This is a genomic window from Pseudomonas sp. S31, assembly GCF_016648105.1.
In the GTDB taxonomy this organism is placed as follows: Bacteria; Pseudomonadota; Gammaproteobacteria; order Pseudomonadales; family Pseudomonadaceae; genus Aquipseudomonas.
The window spans coordinates 1-16199 of record NZ_JACVVE010000013.1; the positions used below are offsets into that span (position 1 = coordinate 1).

Here is a 16199-nt window from a genome sequence, read left to right on the forward strand (position 1 = left end):
GTATCAGCAAGGGCGCCGGCATGATCCGTCCGAACATGGCGACCATCCTCGGCTACATCGCCACCGCCGCCACGCTGCTCGGCATGCTCGGGCTCGCCGGTTGCCAGATGGGTGTGCAACAGGACAGCGTCCCCCCCACCACCGGGGTACAACCGCTCAAGGGCCTGGCGCAGAACGTGTCGGTGCGCCGCAATGCCATGGGCGCGCCGTTGATCGAGAGCAGCAGCTTCCACGACGCCCTGTTCAGCCTCGGCTACGTGCACGCCGGCGACCGCCTGGAGCAGATGCTGGCCATGCGCTTGCTGGCCCAGGGCCGCCTGGCCGAGCTGGCCGGCCCCGACGCGCTGGACATCGACCGCCTGATGCGCGCGGCCAACCTCAAGCAGAGCGCGGCGCGGCAATATGCCGATGCCTCGCCACGGCTCAAGCGCTTCTTCGAAGTGTACGCCCGGGGCGTCAACGCCTACCTGTTCCGCTATCGCGACAAGCTCCCAGGCGAGTTGGCCAACAGTGGCTACCGCCCCGAGTACTGGAAGCCGGAAGACTGCGCCCTGGTGTTCAGCCTGTATGCCTTCAGCCAGTCGGTGAACCTGCAGGAAGAGCTTGGCGCCCTGGCGCTGGCGCAACAGGTCGGCCTCGACAAGCTGGCCTGGTTGCTGCCCGGTGCCCCTGACGAACCGCTGGCCGAAGCGGAGCTGGACAAGCTCAAGGGCCTGTCCCTGGCCGGCCAGTTGCCAGGCCTGCCGGCCCTGGCCGCTGCCAGCCAGAAGCTCGCCGACCTCGACCTGCTCGGCAGCCCTGGCTCGGCCAACCTGGCCCTGGCGCCGCAGCGCAGCCGCAGCGGCAAGAGCCTGCTGGCCAGCGAGACCCGTGCCGCCTGGGCCCTCAGCCCGGTGCAGATCAACACCCGCAAGTACCAGGTGGCCGGCCTGTCGCTGCCTGGCCTGCCGATCGTGCTGGCCGGTTACAATGGCAAGCTGGCCTGGAGCAGCAGCGCGGTGATGGCCGACAACCAGGACCTGTACTTGGAGCAGTTGCGCCACCAGGGCAGCCAGATCAGCTACCTGGCCGACGGCAAGTGGCTGCCGGCTCGCTCGCGCAGCGAGACCTTCTTCGTGCGCGGCCAACGCCCGCTGCGCGAGGTGATGTACGACACCCGCCACGGCACGCTGCTGGCCCAGCCTGGCAATGCCGGCCTGGGCCTGGCCTTGAACCTGCCACAGTTGCAGGGTGATCGTAGCCTCGATGCACTGTTCGACCTCACCCGCGCGCAAAACGTCGAGCGCGCCTTCGACAGTACCCGCGAAGTGGCCAGCGCCGCCCTGAACTTTGTCTTTGCCGAGCCCGAACACATCGGCTGGCAGGTCAGTGGCCGCTACCCCAACCGCCGCGAAGGCCAGGGCCTGCTGCCCTCGCCGGGCTGGGACGGGCGCTATGACTGGGATGGCTACGCCGACCCGATGCTCCACCCCTACGACCAGGACCCGCCGGCCGGCTGGATCGCCCACGCCAACCAGCGCAGTCTGCCGCGTGGCTACGGCATGCAGCTGTCGAGCACCTGGTATTACCCCGAGCGTGCCGAGCGCCTGGCCCAGCTGGCCGGCAACGGCCGGCATGACAGCCGCAGCCTGATGGCGCTGCAGAACGACCAGACCACGTTGATGGCAGGCAAGCTCAAGCAGATGTTCGAGGCCCCAGGCATGGCCCAGCCATTGGAGCAGGCCATCGCCAAGCTGCCTGCGGTCGAACGCGACCGGGCGCGCAGTGCCCTGGCACGGCTCAAGGCATTCGATGGCCGCCTGAGCCCGGTCTCGGCCGATGCCGCGTTGTATGAGCTGTTCCTCCAGGAGGTGGCCAGGCAGACCTTCCTCGACGAACTCGGCCCGGAATCCAGCCCGGTCTGGCAGGCCTTCGCCAGCAATGCGCGGTTGTCCTACTCGGCCCAGGCCGACCATCTGCTCGGCCGCGACGACAGCCCGTTCTGGGATGACCGCGGCACTGCGCAGAAAGAAGACAAGCCGACCATCCTCGCCCGCAGCCTGGCCGCAGCGGTGGATACCGGCATGTCCCGCCTGGGCAGCGACATGCGCACTTGGCAGTGGGGCAAGCTGCATCAATACCGCTGGCCTGCACCGGCCTACCATGGCCTGGGCGACGCCATTGGCCACGCACCGCTGGCCGCCGGCGGCGATTTCAGCACCCTGGCACTGACGCCATACGCCTGGGGCCGCGACTTCGACACTTACCTGCCGGCCTCGGCGCGGATGATCGTCGACTTCGGCCAGGTCGAGCCATTGCAGGTGATGACCAGCAGCGGCCAGTCCGGCAACCCGGCCAGCAAACACTATGCCGACGGCCTGGGGGCGTGGTTCCAGGGGCGCTTCAGTAGCCTGCCGTTGCAGCCGCAGAACTTCGACCGGGCGTATGGCAGCCAGCGGTTGACGTTGGTGCCGGGGCGCTGACCCGAGATACGAAAGCCGCTATCGGTAGCGGCTCTTGTTTATCTCACGCGGCAACTACTGCAAGCTCTATGCGTTGGCCGAGCAAGTGAAGCGCGTGCTCGACCTGCTCGATCTTGGAGCGGTGCAAGAGATCGACGAGACGATCGACCTGGGGCCTGTTGGCCCCGAGGCGACGCGCCATCTCGGTCTTGCTGATCCTTTGCTCGATCATGGTATTCCAGAGCGCCGCCTTCGCCGCTGTCAGCGCAGGCAAACGCACGACAGTTTGCCCGGCCACGGTTCGAGTGGGCAGCGGGATAGCGACCTTGCGGTCCACATACAAGGACAACGCCGACTCCATTGCATCCACGGCATCGAACAAAGCCTCCTCCAGCGTATCGCCGGCACTGGCCATTTCCGGCACGTCCGGACAACTGATCCAGACGCTTCCCTGCTCTGGATGAATGATCACCGGATAGTCGAAAATCATTGAGTACCCTCCTATTATGGTCAGTGCTTGAGCCCCAAGTCCTTCAGAATCTTCATCCGCAGCCCTTCGCCGATTTCTTTAGCGCCATGGTCTGGAAAAATGGTTTGGCGGTTTCCGAGATAGACCTTGAAGTGACTTCCCCTGGCTGGGACAAACGTAGCGCCCTGGGCACGCAACCAACGGCGAAACTCACTGTATTTCATACAAGCCTTTAATCATCACAATGTGCAGCATGCGCAAGAAAAACGCAACAAAATTGTTGCACTCTACGATCCTGCCATCAGTTAACCGCGAAGCTCGCTTCTAGTTTTCTGAATCGCTTGTAGCTTGTTTCGCTTAATGCATCGACTCGAACTTCCCCGCGATCCCACCGCTCCTAACTGGTAACTCCCCCACCCGCAGGCAGCGCTATGGACCTCGTCATCGCCCGCCCCGAAGGCTTGTACTGCCCGCCCGGTGATTTCTACATCGACCCCTGGCGGCCGGTGGACCGCGCAGTGATCACCCATGGCCATGGCGACCATGCCCGCACCGGCAATGGCCACTACCTCACCGCCGCCCCCGGCGCCGGCATCCTGCGCAGCCGCCTGGGCCAGGACATCGACCTGCAGACCCTGCCCTATGGCGAGCGCATCGTGCACCACGGCGTTACCCTCAGCCTGCATCCGGCCGGCCACGTCCTGGGCTCGGCCCAGGTGCGCCTGGAATACCAGGGCGAGGTCTGGGTCGCCTCCGGCGACTACAAGGTCGAGCCGGACGCCACCTGCACGCCGTTCGAGCCAGTGCGCTGCCACACCTTCATCACCGAATCCACCTTCGGCCTGCCGATCTACCGCTGGCCGGCGCAGGCGGAGATCTTCGCCGACATCAACGCCTGGTGGCGTGCCAACCGCGAGCAGGGCAAGGCCTCGGTGCTGTTTTGCTACGCCTTCGGCAAGGCCCAGCGCATCCTCCATGCGCTGGACCCAAGCATCGGCCCGATCCTGGTCCACGGTGCAGTCGAGCCGCTGAACCGGGTCTACCGCGAAGCCGGGGTTCACTTGCCGGACACTCGCCATGCCAGCGACCTACCACGCAACGACCCGCTGATGCGTCAGGCGCTGGTCCTGGCCCCGCCCTCCGCCGGTGGCAGCAGCTGGATGCGCCGTTTCGGCGACTACAGCGATGCCTTCGCCAGTGGCTGGATGCGCCTGCGGGGCACCCGGCGGCGGCGCGGCGTCGACCGCGGCTTCGTGCTGTCCGACCATGCCGACTGGCCCGGCCTGCTGTGGGCCATCGGCCAGACCGGCGCCGAGCGGGTGATGGTCACCCACGGCTCGGTCAACGTGCTGGTGCGTTACCTCAAGGAGCAGGGCCTCGATGCCCGAGGCTTCGTCACCGAATACGGCGAGGAAGACGACGCCACTGCCACGCAGGCCCCGGCATGAAGGCGTTCGCCGACCTTTACCTGCGCCTGGACGCGACCACCTCCAGCAACGCCAAGCTCGAGGCGCTGCGCGACTACTTCGCCAGCGCCCCCGCCGAAGACGCGGCCTGGGCAGTGTACTTCCTGGCTGGCGGGCGCCCACGGCAATTGGTGCCCACGCGCCTGCTACGCGAGTTGGCCATCGGCCTGGCCGGGCTACCGGACTGGCTGTTCGAGGAGAGCTACCAGGCAGTGGGCGACCTTGCCGAAACCATCTCACTGCTGCTGCCGGAACACCCCCAGGCCAGCGGCGAGGGGCTGGCCCATTGGGTGGAGGTCCACCTGCTGCCATTGCGCGGCCTGCCCGCCGAGCAGATCCAGGAGCGCCTGCCGGCACTCTGGGCACAACTGGATCGGCCCAGCCTGATGCTCTGCCTAAAGCTGGTCACCGGCAGTTTCCGCGTGGGCGTGTCGAAGTTGCTGGTCACCCGCGCCCTTGCCCAACTGGCAGGCCTGGACGCCAAGCGGGTGGCCCAGCGTCTGGTGGGCTACACCGACATCAGCCACCGCCCGAGCGCCGCAAGCTACCTGAAACTGGTCGCCGCCGAGAGCGCCGACGAACACAGCCAGCGCGGCGGCCAGCCCTATCCGTTTTTCCTCGCTCACGCGCTGCAAGCGTCTACCGAACAGTTCGACACCCTGCTCGGCCCGCCCAGCGACTGGCAGATCGAGTGGAAGTGGGACGGTATCCGCGCCCAGGTGGTCAAGCGCGATGGCCAGGTGTGGATCTGGTCGCGTGGCGAGGAACTGGTCACCGAGCGCTTTCCCGAGCTGCACGCCCTGGCCCAGGCATTGCCGGACGGTGTCGTGCTCGATGGCGAGATCCTGGTGTGGAAGGTCGGTAGCGGCGCCCAGGTGCCCGCCGTGCAGCCATTCGCTTTGCTGCAACAACGCCTGGGCCGCAAGACCCTGGGCAAGAAACTGCTGGCGGACGCGCCGGTGGTGCTGCAGGCCTATGACCTGCTCGAGTGGCAAGGCGAAGACTGGCGCAACCGCGCGCAGCACGAGCGACGCGCGCAACTGGAGCGTCTGGTCGAAGCCTATCCGCTGGCGCCCTTGTTGTTGTCGCCATTGCTCACCGGCCCGGACTGGGCCGACCTCGCCCGGCAACGCGAGCAGTCACGCAGCCTGGGCGTGGAGGGGCTGATGCTGAAGCAGCGCGATGCCTTGTATGGCGTGGGCCGGACCAAGGACATGGGCCTGTGGTGGAAGTGGAAGATCGATCCGTTCAGCGTCGATGCCGTGCTGATCTACGCACAACGCGGCCATGGCCGCCGCGCCAGCCTCTACAGCGACTACACCTTTGCCGTGTGGGACGCGCCGCCCGGAACCCCAGGCCGCAGCCTGGTACCCTTCGCCAAGGCCTATTCCGGGCTCAGCGACGAAGAAATGCGCAAGGTCGACGCGATCATCCGCAAGACCACGGTGGACACCTTCGGCCCGGTGCGCAGCGTCACCCCGACCCTGGTGTTCGAACTCGGCTTCGAGGGCATCGCCCTGTCCAAGCGCCACAAGAGTGGAATTGCCGTGCGCTTTCCACGCATGCTGCGCTGGCGCCTGGACAAGCCGGTGGACCAAGCCGACGACCTGGCGACCCTGCAGGCTCTGTTGGCCTGAAGACGACGCGGTGCAGCACAATCGCCGAAACTATGCTTCTATCTCTGTGCCGACCCGTGTCGCAGACCGTTTTCGCCACGCAGCCAGGACCACCATGCACCATTCGACCCACGACCTGCTCTCCCCCGTACCCGGCGTAACGCGCCAGCTCCACAGCTTCCACTTCGGCCCCCGGGGTGGCGGCAAGGTGTACATCCAGGCCTCGCTGCACGCCGATGAACTGCCCGGCATGCTGGTGGCCTGGCACCTCAAGCGCAGCCTGGTCGAACTGGAACGCCAGGGCCGCCTGCGCCAGGAAATCGTGCTGGTGCCGGTGGCCAACCCGGTGGGTCTGGAGCAGGTGTTGCTGGACGCGCCACTGGGGCGTTTCGAACTGCAGAGCGGCGAGAATTTCAATCGCAACTTCGTCGACCTGTCCGATAGCATCGGCGACCAGATCGACGGCCATCTGACCCAGGACCCCGCGCACAACGTGGCGCTGATTCGCGAGTACCTGCGCCGCGGCCTGGACGCCCACCCGGCGCACACACCGCTGCAGTCCCAGCGCCTGACCCTGCAGCGGCTGGCCTGCGACGCCGACATGGTGCTCGACCTGCACTGCGACTTCGAGGCCGTCGAACACCTCTACACCACCCCCGAGGCATGGCCGCAGGTCGAGCCGCTGGCCCGCTATCTCGGTGCCCAGGCCAGCCTGCTGGCCACCGATTCGGGCGGGCAGTCGTTCGACGAATGCTTCAGCCTGGTCTGGTGGCAGTTGCAGCAACGCTTCGGTAAACGCCATCCGATCCCCCTAGGCAGTTTCTCGGTGACTGTCGAGCTGCGCGGCCAGGCCGACGTCAGCCACGAACTGGCGGGCAAGGACTGCCAGGCCATCGTCGACTTCCTCACCCATGCCGGCGTGATCGAGGGCCCAGTTGCCCCCCTGCCAGCCCTGTTACGCCCGGCCACGCCGTTAGCGGCGGTCGAGCCGGTGGTGGCGCCGCTCGGCGGCTTGCTGGTGTATCACGCCCGTCCCGGCCAGTGGCTCGAAGCAGGCCAACTGATCGCCGAAGTCATCGACCCGCTCAACGACCGGGTCACTACGGTCCGCAACGGCCAGGCCGGGCTGCTGTACGCCCGCAGTGTAAGGCGCATGGCCACGACCGGCATGGTCATCGCCCATGTCGCCGGTGCAGAGGTGTGCCGCAGCGGCTACCTGCTGGCCAACTGATCCGGTAAAACCAAAGCGCCCGGAGTGCGGTCACTAGAAGCACACCCTGCCAAGGACGCCGTGTTCGATGCCCGCCTCCACCGACCTCGCCAACGCCTGGTTCGCTTCCCGTGGCTGGACGCCCTTCGCCTTCCAGCGCCGGGTCTGGGCGGCGGTCGAACGTGGCGAATCGGGGCTGCTGCATGCCAGCACCGGCGCCGGCAAGACCTACGCGGTGTGGCTCGCCGCGCTGCGTGCCTTCGCCAACCGGGCGCAAGGACGCCAGCCAGCGCCCCTGCAGGTGCTGTGGATCACCCCCATGCGCGCCCTGGCCGCCGACACCGCCCGTGCGCTGCAGGCCCCGCTGGATGAACTCGGCCTGAACTGGAGCGTGGGCGTGCGCAGCGGCGATACGGGCAGCGCCGAGCGCGCGCGCCAGGCACGGCGCCTGCCCAGCGCGCTGATCACCACCCCAGAAAGCCTGACCCTGCTGCTGACCCGCGCCCAGGCCCGCGAAGACTTCGCCGGCCTGCGCCTGGTGGTGGTGGACGAATGGCACGAACTGCTCGGCAACAAGCGCGGCGTACAACTGCAGCTGGCCCTGGCGCGTCTGCGCCGCTGGCAACCTGGGTTGGTGGTGTGGGGGCTGTCGGCGACCCTGGGCAACCTGGAACATGCGCTCGAGGTGCTGGTGCCGACTGCCGGGCTGCTGGTGCAAGGCCGCCAGGACAAGCGCCTGCTGGTCGATACCCTGCTGCCAGGCGCCATCGAACGCTTCCCCTGGGCCGGGCACATGGGGCTGAAGATGCTCGCCCAGGTCGCGAGCGAAATCGATGGCAGCACCAGCACACTGGTGTTCACCAATACCCGTGCCCAGGCCGAACTCTGGTACCAGGCGCTGCTCGATGCCCGGCCCGACTGGGCGGGTCTGATCGCCCTGCACCACGCCTCGTTGGCCCGCGAGACCCGCGACTGGGTCGAACGCAGCCTCAAGCAGGGGACGTTGAAGGCGGTGGTGTGCACCTCCAGCCTCGACCTGGGAGTGGATTTCCTGCCGGTCGAACGCGTGCTGCAAATCGGCTCGGCCAAGGGCATCGCCCGCCTCATGCAACGTGCCGGCCGCTCTGGGCATGCGCCTGGGCGGCCATCGCGGATCACCCTGGTGCCCACCCACAGCCTGGAGTTGGTCGAGGCTGCCGCTGCGCGCAGTGCCCTGGCCGCCGGCCATATCGAGGCGCGCCGCTCGCCCAGGCTAAGCATGGATGTACTGGTCCAGCATCTGGTCAGCATGGCCCTGGGCAGCGGCTTTCGCCCCTCCGAACTACTGCAGGAAGTGCGCAGCACCTGGGCCTTCCGCGAGTTGCGCGACAGCCAGTGGCAATGGGCTCTGGACTTCGTCCGCCATGGCGGCGACTCGCTCACCGCCTACCCCGATTACCAGCGCGTCGAGGCTCACCCGGACGGCGTCTGGCGGGTCGCCAGCGAGCGCCTGGCACGGCGCCACCGGATGGGCATCGGCACCATCGTCAGCGACGCCAGCCTGCAGCTCAAGTACTGGAGCAAGGGCGGTGGCGGCAAGCACCTGGGCAGCGTCGAAGAGGCTTTCATCGCCCGCTTGCGCCCTGGTGATACCCTGTTGTTCGCCGGGCGCGTGCTGGAGTTGGTGCGGGTGGAGAACATGACCGCCTACGTGCGCCGCAGTACCTCGCGCAAGGCCGCCGTGGCGCGCTGGAACGGCGGGCGCATGCCACTTTCCAGCGAACTGGCCGATGCCCTGGTGGCGCAACTCGACGGCGCGGCCCACGGCCGCTTCGACAGCCCGGAGATGCGCGCCGTACGACCACTGCTGGCGCTGCAGGCGCAATGGTCGGCGCTGCCCACCCAGGACACCCTGCTGGCCGAGACCCTGGCCACGCGCCAGGGCTCGCACCTGTTCCTCTACCCATTCGCCGGGCGCATGGCCAACCTCGGCCTGGCCAACCTGATCGCCTGGCGGGTCAGCCGGGTGCAGCCGCTGTCGGTCTCGATTGCCGTGAGCGACTACGGCTTCGAATTGCTCAGCCCCAGCGACATCGATTGGGCTCGCTATCTGCCGGATGCCCTGGCGACCGAAAACCTCCTGGAGGATGTGTTGGCCAGCCTCAATGCTGGCGAAATGGCCTTGCGGCGCTTTCGCGAGATCGCGCAGATTTCCGGCCTGGTGTTCGGTGGCTATCCCGCCGCACAGAAGAGCACCCGGCAGATACAGGCTTCGAGCGGGTTGTTCTACGAGGTGTTCCGCAAGCACGATGCCGATAACCTGCTGCTCGGCCAGGCCCGTGACGAAGTGCTGCGCGAGGAGCTGGAGATCGAGCGACTGCAGCGCCACCTGCTGCAAATGAGTGCGTTGCGCCTGGACCTGCGCCCCTTGTCGCGCCCTGGGCCACTGGCCTTCGCCTTGCTGGTCGAGGGCATGCGCGAAACCTTGAGCACCGAGAAGCTGGCAGACCGCATTGCGCGCATGGTCGCGGACCTGGAGAAAGTTGCGGGATGAGTCATCTGACGATCGACCACTGCGGCGAGACCCTCTGGCTGTTGCCGGACAAGGCCATCTACTGGCCGGCCCGCAGGGCCTTGCTGGTGGCCGACGTGCACATCGGCAAGGCCGCCAGCTACCGCGCCTTGCATCAACCCGTGCCGCGAGGCACTACCAGCGCCACGCTTGCGCGCCTGGATGCACTGCTGACCGCGTTCGACTGCGAGCAATTGTTCATACTGGGTGATTTCCTGCACGCCCGCCATGCCCACGCCCCGGCGACGCTGGCGCGGCTACGGGCTTGGCGGGCGCAGCACAGCGCCTTGCACATCGTGCTGGTGCGCGGCAACCATGACCGCCATGCCGGAGATCCACCTTCCGACCTGGGTATCGAATTGGCCAATGAACCTTGCCTGGTCGGGCCGTTCGCCCTCTGCCACGAGCCTGAACCGCACCCCTCTCACGCGGTGCTGGCCGGGCATGTGCACCCGGTCTTCGTCTTGCGCGGGCGCGCCAGGCAGCGGCTGCGGTTGCCGTGCTTCGTGATCGACGCACGGGTCAGCCTGCTGCCCGCGTTTGGTGAGTTCACCGGAGGGTGGACGGTCGAGCCACTACCGGGCAACCGCGTGTTCCTGGCAGGCGCCGATCAGGTATGGCCCCTGCAGGGCTGATCACACGTCAGGCGACCGGCGCGGGTGGTGGCTCGTCGGGCAAGGTCGGCTCGCCAGGCTCCTGGGGGGGCGATTCGCCAGGCGGCGAGGTGGGCGCTGGGTCGGGATCGGGTTGTCCCGGGATACCGCCCAACTGCATTGGCATCGGATGTGCCAGCAGGGTCCAGGCCAACAAGCCGACCTGGTTGGGCTGCAACACAGCCAGCTTTGCACTGATTGCGGGATCTAGTTTCATTGGCGACTCCTCACAGGGGCCGATGCGCGTCATGCGCATTCGGCACTGTTCAACTTCTTGGAGTGCCTGCGCGGTAACTAATTCCCCGCGCTCGTCGGCTCAGGTGCGTGGCAGGGTGACGCCGCGCTGGCCCTGGTACTTGCCGCCGCGATCCTTATAGGACACTTCGCACTCTTCGTCGGATTCGAGGAAGAGCATCTGCGCCACGCCTTCGTTGGCGTAGATTTTCGCCGGCAACGTGGTGGTGTTGGAGAACTCCAGGGTCACATGGCCTTCCCACTCGGGCTCGAGCGGGGTGACGTTGACGATGATGCCACAACGCGCGTAGGTGCTCTTGCCCAGGCAGATGGTCAGCACGTTGCGCGGGATGCGGAAGTACTCGACGGTGCGCGCCAGGGCGAAGGAGTTGGGCGGGATGATGCAGACGTCGCTCTTGACGTCGACGAAGCTGCCGGCATCGAAGTTCTTCGGGTCGACGGTGGCCGAGTTGATGTTGGTGAACACCTTGAATTCGTCGGCGCAGCGCACATCGTAGCCGTAGCTGGAAACGCCGAAGGAGATGACCCGGCTGTCGTGCTCGCCGCGCACCTGGCGCTCGACGAACGGTTCGATCATGCCGTGTTCCTGCGCCATGCGGCGAATCCACTTGTCCGATTTGATGCTCATGGCGGGGGAGTCCTGAAGAGTTGCGAGGGAAAAACAAAGGCGCATCTTACCGGTCCCGGCGCCTGGGTTAAAGTTCCATGCCGCATCCCGCGCCGGACGGGGGCTGCGACGGCCGCCGATCCGAATTTCGGTAAAGCGCCTTCTGGCCATTGGCAGGTCGCGGAAAGTGGGTTAAGGTGGCGCCACTGTGCTGCACGTGACACCGAGAATCTCTAGTTTGATGCACGATCCTGATCGGCCCATCGCTGAATTTTCTGCTCTCTTTGCGCTCAGTCCCGGGCAGGGTTTTTCCTGACCGTTATCAACTTTGTCCAAGGAGACAGAAACATGTCCAACCGTCAATCCGGTACCGTCAAGTGGTTCAACGATGAGAAGGGCTACGGCTTCATCACCCCTCAGTCGGGCGACGACCTGTTCGTGCACTTCAAAGCCATCCAAGCTGACGGCTTCAAGACCCTGAAAGAAGGCCAGGCTGTTACTTTCGTCGCTACCCGCGGCCAGAAAGGCATGCAGGCTGAAGAAGTTCAGATCGCCTAAGTCGATCTCGCTTCCTCGCTTTCAAAAAAACCCGCCTTCTGGCGGGTTTTTTCATGCCCTGTGGGAGCGCTTCAGTCCTCGCTGATGGTGATGCTCGGCATCGCTGGCGCTGCGGCTTCCTGCAGCACGATCCGCGCCCCGACCTGGCGCGCCAGCTCCTGGTAGACCATGGCGATCTGGCTCTCCGGCTCGGCGATGGCCGTGGGCTTGCCGCTGTCGGCCTGTTCGCGGATCAGCATCGACAGCGGCAGCGAAGCCAACAGCTCGACGCCATACTGGGCCGCCAGCTTCTCGCCGCCGCCCTCGCCGAACAGGTGCTCGGCATGGCCGCAGTTCGAGCAGATGTGCACGGCCATATTCTCGACCACGCCCAGCACCGGGATGTTGACCTTGCGGAACATCTCCACGCCCTTCTTGGCGTCCAGCAATGCCAGGTCCTGCGGGGTGGTGACGATCACCGAACCGGCCACCGGTACCTTCTGCGCCAGGGTCAGCTGGATATCGCCGGTACCCGGTGGCATGTCGATGACCAGGTAGTCGAGGTCGTCCCAGGCGGTCTGGGTCACCAGTTGCAGCAGCGCTCCGGAAACCATAGGGCCACGCCAGACCATCGGCGTGTTGTCATCGGTGAGAAATGCCATCGACATGACTTCGACACCGTGGGCCTTGATCGGCACGAACCATTTCTGTTCGCGCACCTGGGGCCGCGTGCCCTCGGCGATACCGAACATCACGCCCTGGCTGGGGCCGTAGATATCGGCATCGAGAATGCCCACGCGAGCGCCCTCGCGGGCCAGCGCCAGGGCCAGGTTGGCCGCTGTGGTCGACTTGCCCACCCCGCCCTTGCCCGAGGCGACCGCGACGATGTTCTTCACGTTGGCCAGCGCCGGCACCTGGGCCTGGGCCTTGTGCGCGGCGATCACGCAGTCGATCGATACCTCGGCGCTGGCGACGCCGTCGAGGTTCTCGAGGGCGGTACGCAGTACCTGCGCCCAACCCGCCTTGAACAGGCCGGCGGCGTAGCCCAGTTGCAACTGGACCGCGACCTGCCCGCCCTGGATCTCGATGGCGCGCACGCACCCGGCGCTGACCGGGTCCTGGTTCAGGTAGGGGTCGGTGTACTGGCGAAGCACACCTTCGACGGCGGCACGGGTGACGGCACTCATGGAGACTCCCATTGGCAAACGATTGAGTGAAACAGGCGCCTATCCTAACCCGTCAATCGTCAGCAGATGCGTCCTTGGGGTGAAATATCTTCGCCAGCCCTTTATAGTGGCCGATCAACCTCATTTTTACCCCGTCGCCAGATAAGTAGCCGAGCCACCATGTCCGAGCCACGTCAGATTCTCGTCACCAGCGCCCTGCCCTATGCCAATGGATCCATCCACCTTGGCCATATGCTCGAGTACATCCAGACGGACATGTGGGTGCGCTTCCAGAAGCTGCGCGGCAACCAGTGCATCTATGTCTGCGCCGACGACGCCCACGGCTCGGCCATCATGCTGCGTGCGGAAAAGGAAGGCATCACCCCCGAGCAGCTGATCGCCAACGTCCAGGCCGAGCACAGCGGTGACTTCGCCGATTTCCTGGTCGACTTCGACAACTTCCACTCGACCCACTGCGAAGAAAACCGCGAGCTGTCCAACCTCATCTACACCCGCCTGAAGGATGCCGGGTACATCGCCACCCGTTCGGTCACCCAGTACTACGACCCGGAAAAAGGCATGTTCCTGGCCGACCGTTTCATCAAGGGCACCTGCCCCAAGTGCGCGGCCGAGGACCAGTACGGCGACAACTGCGAGAAGTGCGGCGCCACCTATGCCCCGACCGAGCTGAAGAACCCTAAGTCGGCGATCTCCGGGGCTACCCCGGTGTTGCGCGACTCCCAGCACTTCTTCTTCAAGCTGCCCGAGTTCCAGAGCATGCTGCAGCAGTGGACTCGCAGCGGCACCCTGCAGGATGCGGTGGCCAACAAGCTGGCCGAATGGCTCGACTCGGGCCTGCAGGAATGGGACATCTCGCGCGACGCGCCTTACTTCGGCTTCGAGATCCCAGGCGAGCCTGGCAAGTTCTTCTACGTCTGGCTGGACGCGCCGATCGGCTACATGGCCAGCTTCAAGAACCTCTGCGCACGCCGTCCGGAGCTGGACTTCGATGCGTTCTGGAATGCCGACTCCAAGGCCGAGCTGTACCACTTCATCGGCAAGGACATCGTCAACTTCCATGCCCTGTTCTGGCCAGCCATGCTCGAAGGCGCAGGCTACCGCAAGCCGACCGGCATCAACGTGCACGGCTACCTGACCGTCAACGGCGCGAAGATGTCCAAGTCGCGCGGCACCTTCATCAAGGCGCGCACCTATCTCGACCACCTGCAGCCCGAATACCTGCGCTACTACTACGCCGCCAAGCTGGGCCGTGGTGTCGACGACCTCGACCTGAACCTCGAGGACTTCGTGCAGAAGGTCAACTCCGACCTGGTCGGCAAGGTCGTCAACATCGCCAGCCGCTGCGCCGGCTTCGTGCACAAGGGGAATGACGGCGTGCTGGTGGCCGGTGATGCCGCGCCTGAACTGACCGACGCCTTCCTGGCCGCCGCTCCATCCATTGCCGAAGCCTACGAAGGCCGCGACTTCGCCCGTGCCATGCGCGAGATCATGGCCCTGGCCGACCGCGCCAACGCCTGGATCGCCGACAAGGCCCCGTGGTCGCTGGCCAAGCAGGAAGGCAAGCAGGCCGAGGTGCAGGCGATCTGCGCCCAGGGCATCAACCTGTTCCGTCAGCTGGTGATCTTCCTCAAGCCGGTACTGCCATTGCTGGCTGCAGACGCCGAGGCCTTCCTCAATGTCGCGCCATTGACCTGGAACGACCACGTGTCGCGCCTGGAAAACCACACGCTGAACGCCTTCAAGCCGTTGATGAACCGCATCGAGCCTGCCAAGGTCGAGGCCATGGTCACCGCCAGCAAGGAAGACCTGGCCGCCACCCAGACCGCCGCCCCCGCGGGCAACGGCGAACTGGCCAAGGATCCGCTGTCGGCCGAGATCGAGTTCGACACCTTCGCCGCCGTCGACCTGCGCGTGGCGCTGATCGTCAAGGCCGAGGCGGTAGCCGGTGCCGACAAGCTGCTGCAACTGACCCTGGACATCGGTGACGAGCGTCGCAACGTGTTCTCCGGCATCAAGTCGGCGTACCCGGACCCATCCAAGCTCGAAGGCCGCCTGACCATGATGGTGGCCAACCTCAAGCCGCGCAAAATGCGCTTTGGCATCTCCGAGGGCATGGTCATGGCGGCCGGCCCTGGCGGCGAAGAGATCTACCTGCTCAGCCCTGACAGCGGCGCCAAGCCCGGCCAGCGCATCAAGTAAGCCCCCAAGCCCCGGCCTCAGCGCCGGGGCTTTCGTTTTCCGCCATCGACCCAGGCGAGACGCCGCCCGGATGACAGTGGATAGCACGGGCTTCGCCCACTCTCATAGAAAAAACGTTAACCTATTGATTTTTCTGTGAATCTGTGGGAGCGGGCTTGCCCCGCGAAGCAAGCGACGCGGTGTATGGCCCCGGCTTTGCCGGTGTTCGCAGGGCAAGTCGCAGCGGCGAACCGCCACTCCCACAAGCCCCTTGTTCTCTGGGCGACAGCGTATTGATACTGCTCGGATCACTGCTGGCCTTGTACAATCGATCGAAAGCGAGCAGCGCTCGACCAAGCCGTGAAGGAAAGCCCTGATTCCATGAATGCCGCCAAACGCCTCGAGATCTTTCGCAGGCTGCACGAAGACAACCCGGACCCAAAGACCGAACTGGCCTACACCACTCCTTTCGAATTGCTGGTTGCCGTGACCTTGTCGGCGCAATCCACCGACGTTGGGGTCAACAAGGCGACGGCGCGGTTGTTTCCAGTCGCCAATACCCCCGAGGCCATCTATGCCCTGGGTGTCGAGGGGCTGAGCCAATACATCAAGACCATCGGCCTGTACAACAGCAAGGCCAAGAATGTGATCGAGGCCTGCCGCCTGCTCATCGAGCGCCACGGCAGCCAGGTCCCGCAAACCCGCGAGGCTCTGGAGGCCCTGCCAGGGGTGGGCCGCAAGACCGCCAACGTGGTGCTCAACACGGCCTTCCGGCAGCCGGCCATGGCCGTGGACACGCATATTTTCAGAGTCAGCAACCGCACCGGTATCGCACCCGGCAAGACGGTATTGGAAGTCGAACGCAAGCTGCTCAAGTTCGTCCCCAAGGACTACCTGCTGGACGCGCACCACTGGTTGATCCTTCACGGACGCTATGTCTGCCAGGCACGCAAGCCGCGCTGCGGAAGCTGCCGGATAGAGGATCTGTGCGAATTCAAGCATAAGACCTCGGACGATTGAGCCGATAGT

At 65.6% G+C, this 16199-nt stretch carries 14 protein-coding genes and 1 pseudogene; 10 read left to right on the forward strand and 5 right to left on the reverse strand.

Going from position 1 to position 16199, the window contains the following annotated elements; all coding sequences use genetic code 11:
* A pseudogene (locus IAE37_RS28790) lies at positions 1–71 on the forward strand (bifunctional ornithine acetyltransferase/N-acetylglutamate synthase); the annotation flags it as partial.
* A 12-nt stretch (positions 72–83) separates the two neighbouring features.
* A complete protein-coding gene (locus IAE37_RS11815; protein ID WP_236409923.1) occupies positions 84–2462 on the forward strand; it encodes a penicillin acylase family protein in 2379 nt (792 codons plus the stop codon).
* A 43-nt stretch (positions 2463–2505) separates the two neighbouring features.
* Here IAE37_RS11815 and IAE37_RS11820 read toward each other — a convergent pair whose 3' ends face one another.
* Both IAE37_RS11820 and IAE37_RS11825 read right to left on the reverse strand, forming a co-directional pair.
* A complete protein-coding gene (locus IAE37_RS11820) occupies positions 2506–2931 on the reverse strand; it encodes a type II toxin-antitoxin system HicB family antitoxin (RefSeq protein ID WP_236409919.1) in 426 nt (141 codons plus the stop codon).
* Between the two features lie 20 nt (positions 2932–2951).
* Positions 2952–3134: a type II toxin-antitoxin system HicA family toxin gene (locus tag IAE37_RS11825; protein ID WP_201173699.1), complete on the reverse strand. Its 183-nt coding sequence runs from the start codon at positions 3132–3134 to the stop codon at positions 2952–2954.
* A 207-nt stretch (positions 3135–3341) separates the two neighbouring features.
* Here IAE37_RS11825 and IAE37_RS11830 point away from each other — a divergent pair, with 207 nt between their 5' ends.
* The 5 genes from IAE37_RS11830 (at position 3342) to pdeM (ending at position 10388) form a co-directional block, all read left to right on the forward strand.
* The gene (locus IAE37_RS11830; RefSeq protein WP_201173701.1) at positions 3342–4358 is read left to right on the forward strand and encodes a ligase-associated DNA damage response exonuclease; all 1017 of its coding nucleotides are present in this window, start codon (positions 3342–3344) and stop codon (positions 4356–4358) included.
* Positions 4355–6013: an ATP-dependent DNA ligase gene (locus tag IAE37_RS11835; protein ID WP_201173703.1), complete on the forward strand. Its 1659-nt coding sequence runs from the start codon at positions 4355–4357 to the stop codon at positions 6011–6013. Before IAE37_RS11830 ends, IAE37_RS11835 begins: the two co-directional genes overlap by 4 nt.
* Before the next feature lie 94 nt (positions 6014–6107).
* Positions 6108–7223 carry a succinylglutamate desuccinylase/aspartoacylase family protein gene (locus IAE37_RS11840; protein ID WP_201173705.1) on the forward strand — a complete coding sequence of 372 codons (1116 nt, stop codon included), beginning with the start codon at positions 6108–6110 and terminating at the stop codon, positions 7221–7223.
* A gap of 67 nt (positions 7224–7290) precedes the next feature.
* Entirely contained in the window at positions 7291–9735 is a 2445-nt protein-coding gene (locus IAE37_RS11845; protein ID WP_201173709.1) for a ligase-associated DNA damage response DEXH box helicase, read from the forward strand.
* Entirely contained in the window at positions 9732–10388 is a 657-nt protein-coding gene (pdeM, locus tag IAE37_RS11850) for a ligase-associated DNA damage response endonuclease PdeM (protein ID WP_201173711.1), read from the forward strand. Before IAE37_RS11845 ends, pdeM begins: the two co-directional genes overlap by 4 nt.
* A 7-nt stretch (positions 10389–10395) precedes the next feature.
* On the opposite strand, the gene IAE37_RS11855 is transcribed toward pdeM, so the two are convergent.
* Together IAE37_RS11855 and dcd are read right to left on the reverse strand one after the other, a co-directional pair.
* Positions 10396–10623, reverse strand: a complete 228-nt coding sequence (locus IAE37_RS11855; protein WP_201173713.1) for a hypothetical protein — start codon at positions 10621–10623, stop codon at positions 10396–10398.
* A gap of 99 nt (positions 10624–10722) precedes the next feature.
* Complete coding sequence (gene dcd / locus IAE37_RS11860; RefSeq protein ID WP_012313046.1) at positions 10723–11289, reverse strand: dCTP deaminase; 567 nt, start codon at positions 11287–11289, stop codon at positions 10723–10725.
* A gap of 327 nt (positions 11290–11616) precedes the next feature.
* Here dcd and IAE37_RS11865 point away from each other — a divergent pair, with 327 nt between their 5' ends.
* Positions 11617–11826 (forward strand): cold-shock protein, encoded by a 210-nt coding sequence (locus tag IAE37_RS11865; protein ID WP_016488765.1) that lies wholly within the window; start codon positions 11617–11619, stop codon positions 11824–11826.
* Positions 11827–11897: 71 nt separating this feature from the next.
* Here the strand turns inward: IAE37_RS11865 and apbC are convergent, their stop codons facing one another.
* Complete coding sequence (apbC, locus tag IAE37_RS11870; protein WP_201173714.1) at positions 11898–12992, reverse strand: iron-sulfur cluster carrier protein ApbC; 1095 nt, start codon at positions 12990–12992, stop codon at positions 11898–11900.
* Positions 12993–13151: 159 nt separating this feature from the next.
* Between apbC and metG the strand changes: the two genes are divergently transcribed.
* Both metG and nth read left to right on the forward strand, forming a co-directional pair.
* On the forward strand, positions 13152–15191 hold the full coding sequence (metG, locus tag IAE37_RS11875; RefSeq protein ID WP_201173725.1) for a methionine--tRNA ligase: 2040 nt from the start codon (positions 13152–13154) through the stop codon (positions 15189–15191).
* A gap of 360 nt (positions 15192–15551) precedes the next feature.
* Entirely contained in the window at positions 15552–16190 is a 639-nt protein-coding gene (gene nth, locus IAE37_RS11880; protein ID WP_201173728.1) for an endonuclease III, read from the forward strand.
* The last annotated feature ends 9 nt before the right edge of the window (positions 16191–16199 follow it).

What these genes read in the sequence shown, in the direction of transcription:
- IAE37_RS11815 (WP_236409923.1), top strand. Translation starts at nt 84, where the DNA reads ATGCTCGGGCTCGCCGGTTGCCAGATGGGTGTGCAACAGGACAGCGTC.
- IAE37_RS11820 (WP_236409919.1), bottom strand. Translation starts at nt 2,931, where the DNA reads ATGATTTTCGACTATCCGGTGATCATTCATCCAGAGCAGGGAAGCGTC.
- IAE37_RS11825 (WP_201173699.1), bottom strand. Translation starts at nt 3,134, where the DNA reads ATGAAATACAGTGAGTTTCGCCGTTGGTTGCGTGCCCAGGGCGCTACG.
- IAE37_RS11830 (WP_201173701.1), top strand. Translation starts at nt 3,342, where the DNA reads ATGGACCTCGTCATCGCCCGCCCCGAAGGCTTGTACTGCCCGCCCGGT.
- IAE37_RS11835 (WP_201173703.1), top strand. Translation starts at nt 4,355, where the DNA reads ATGAAGGCGTTCGCCGACCTTTACCTGCGCCTGGACGCGACCACCTCC.
- IAE37_RS11840 (WP_201173705.1), top strand. Translation starts at nt 6,108, where the DNA reads ATGCACCATTCGACCCACGACCTGCTCTCCCCCGTACCCGGCGTAACG.
- IAE37_RS11845 (WP_201173709.1), top strand. Translation starts at nt 7,291, where the DNA reads ATGCCCGCCTCCACCGACCTCGCCAACGCCTGGTTCGCTTCCCGTGGC.
- pdeM (WP_201173711.1), top strand. Translation starts at nt 9,732, where the DNA reads ATGAGTCATCTGACGATCGACCACTGCGGCGAGACCCTCTGGCTGTTG.
- IAE37_RS11855 (WP_201173713.1), bottom strand. Translation starts at nt 10,623, where the DNA reads ATGAAACTAGATCCCGCAATCAGTGCAAAGCTGGCTGTGTTGCAGCCC.
- dcd (WP_012313046.1), bottom strand. Translation starts at nt 11,289, where the DNA reads ATGAGCATCAAATCGGACAAGTGGATTCGCCGCATGGCGCAGGAACAC.
- IAE37_RS11865 (WP_016488765.1), top strand. Translation starts at nt 11,617, where the DNA reads ATGTCCAACCGTCAATCCGGTACCGTCAAGTGGTTCAACGATGAGAAG.
- apbC (WP_201173714.1), bottom strand. Translation starts at nt 12,992, where the DNA reads ATGAGTGCCGTCACCCGTGCCGCCGTCGAAGGTGTGCTTCGCCAGTAC.
- metG (WP_201173725.1), top strand. Translation starts at nt 13,152, where the DNA reads ATGTCCGAGCCACGTCAGATTCTCGTCACCAGCGCCCTGCCCTATGCC.
- nth (WP_201173728.1), top strand. Translation starts at nt 15,552, where the DNA reads ATGAATGCCGCCAAACGCCTCGAGATCTTTCGCAGGCTGCACGAAGAC.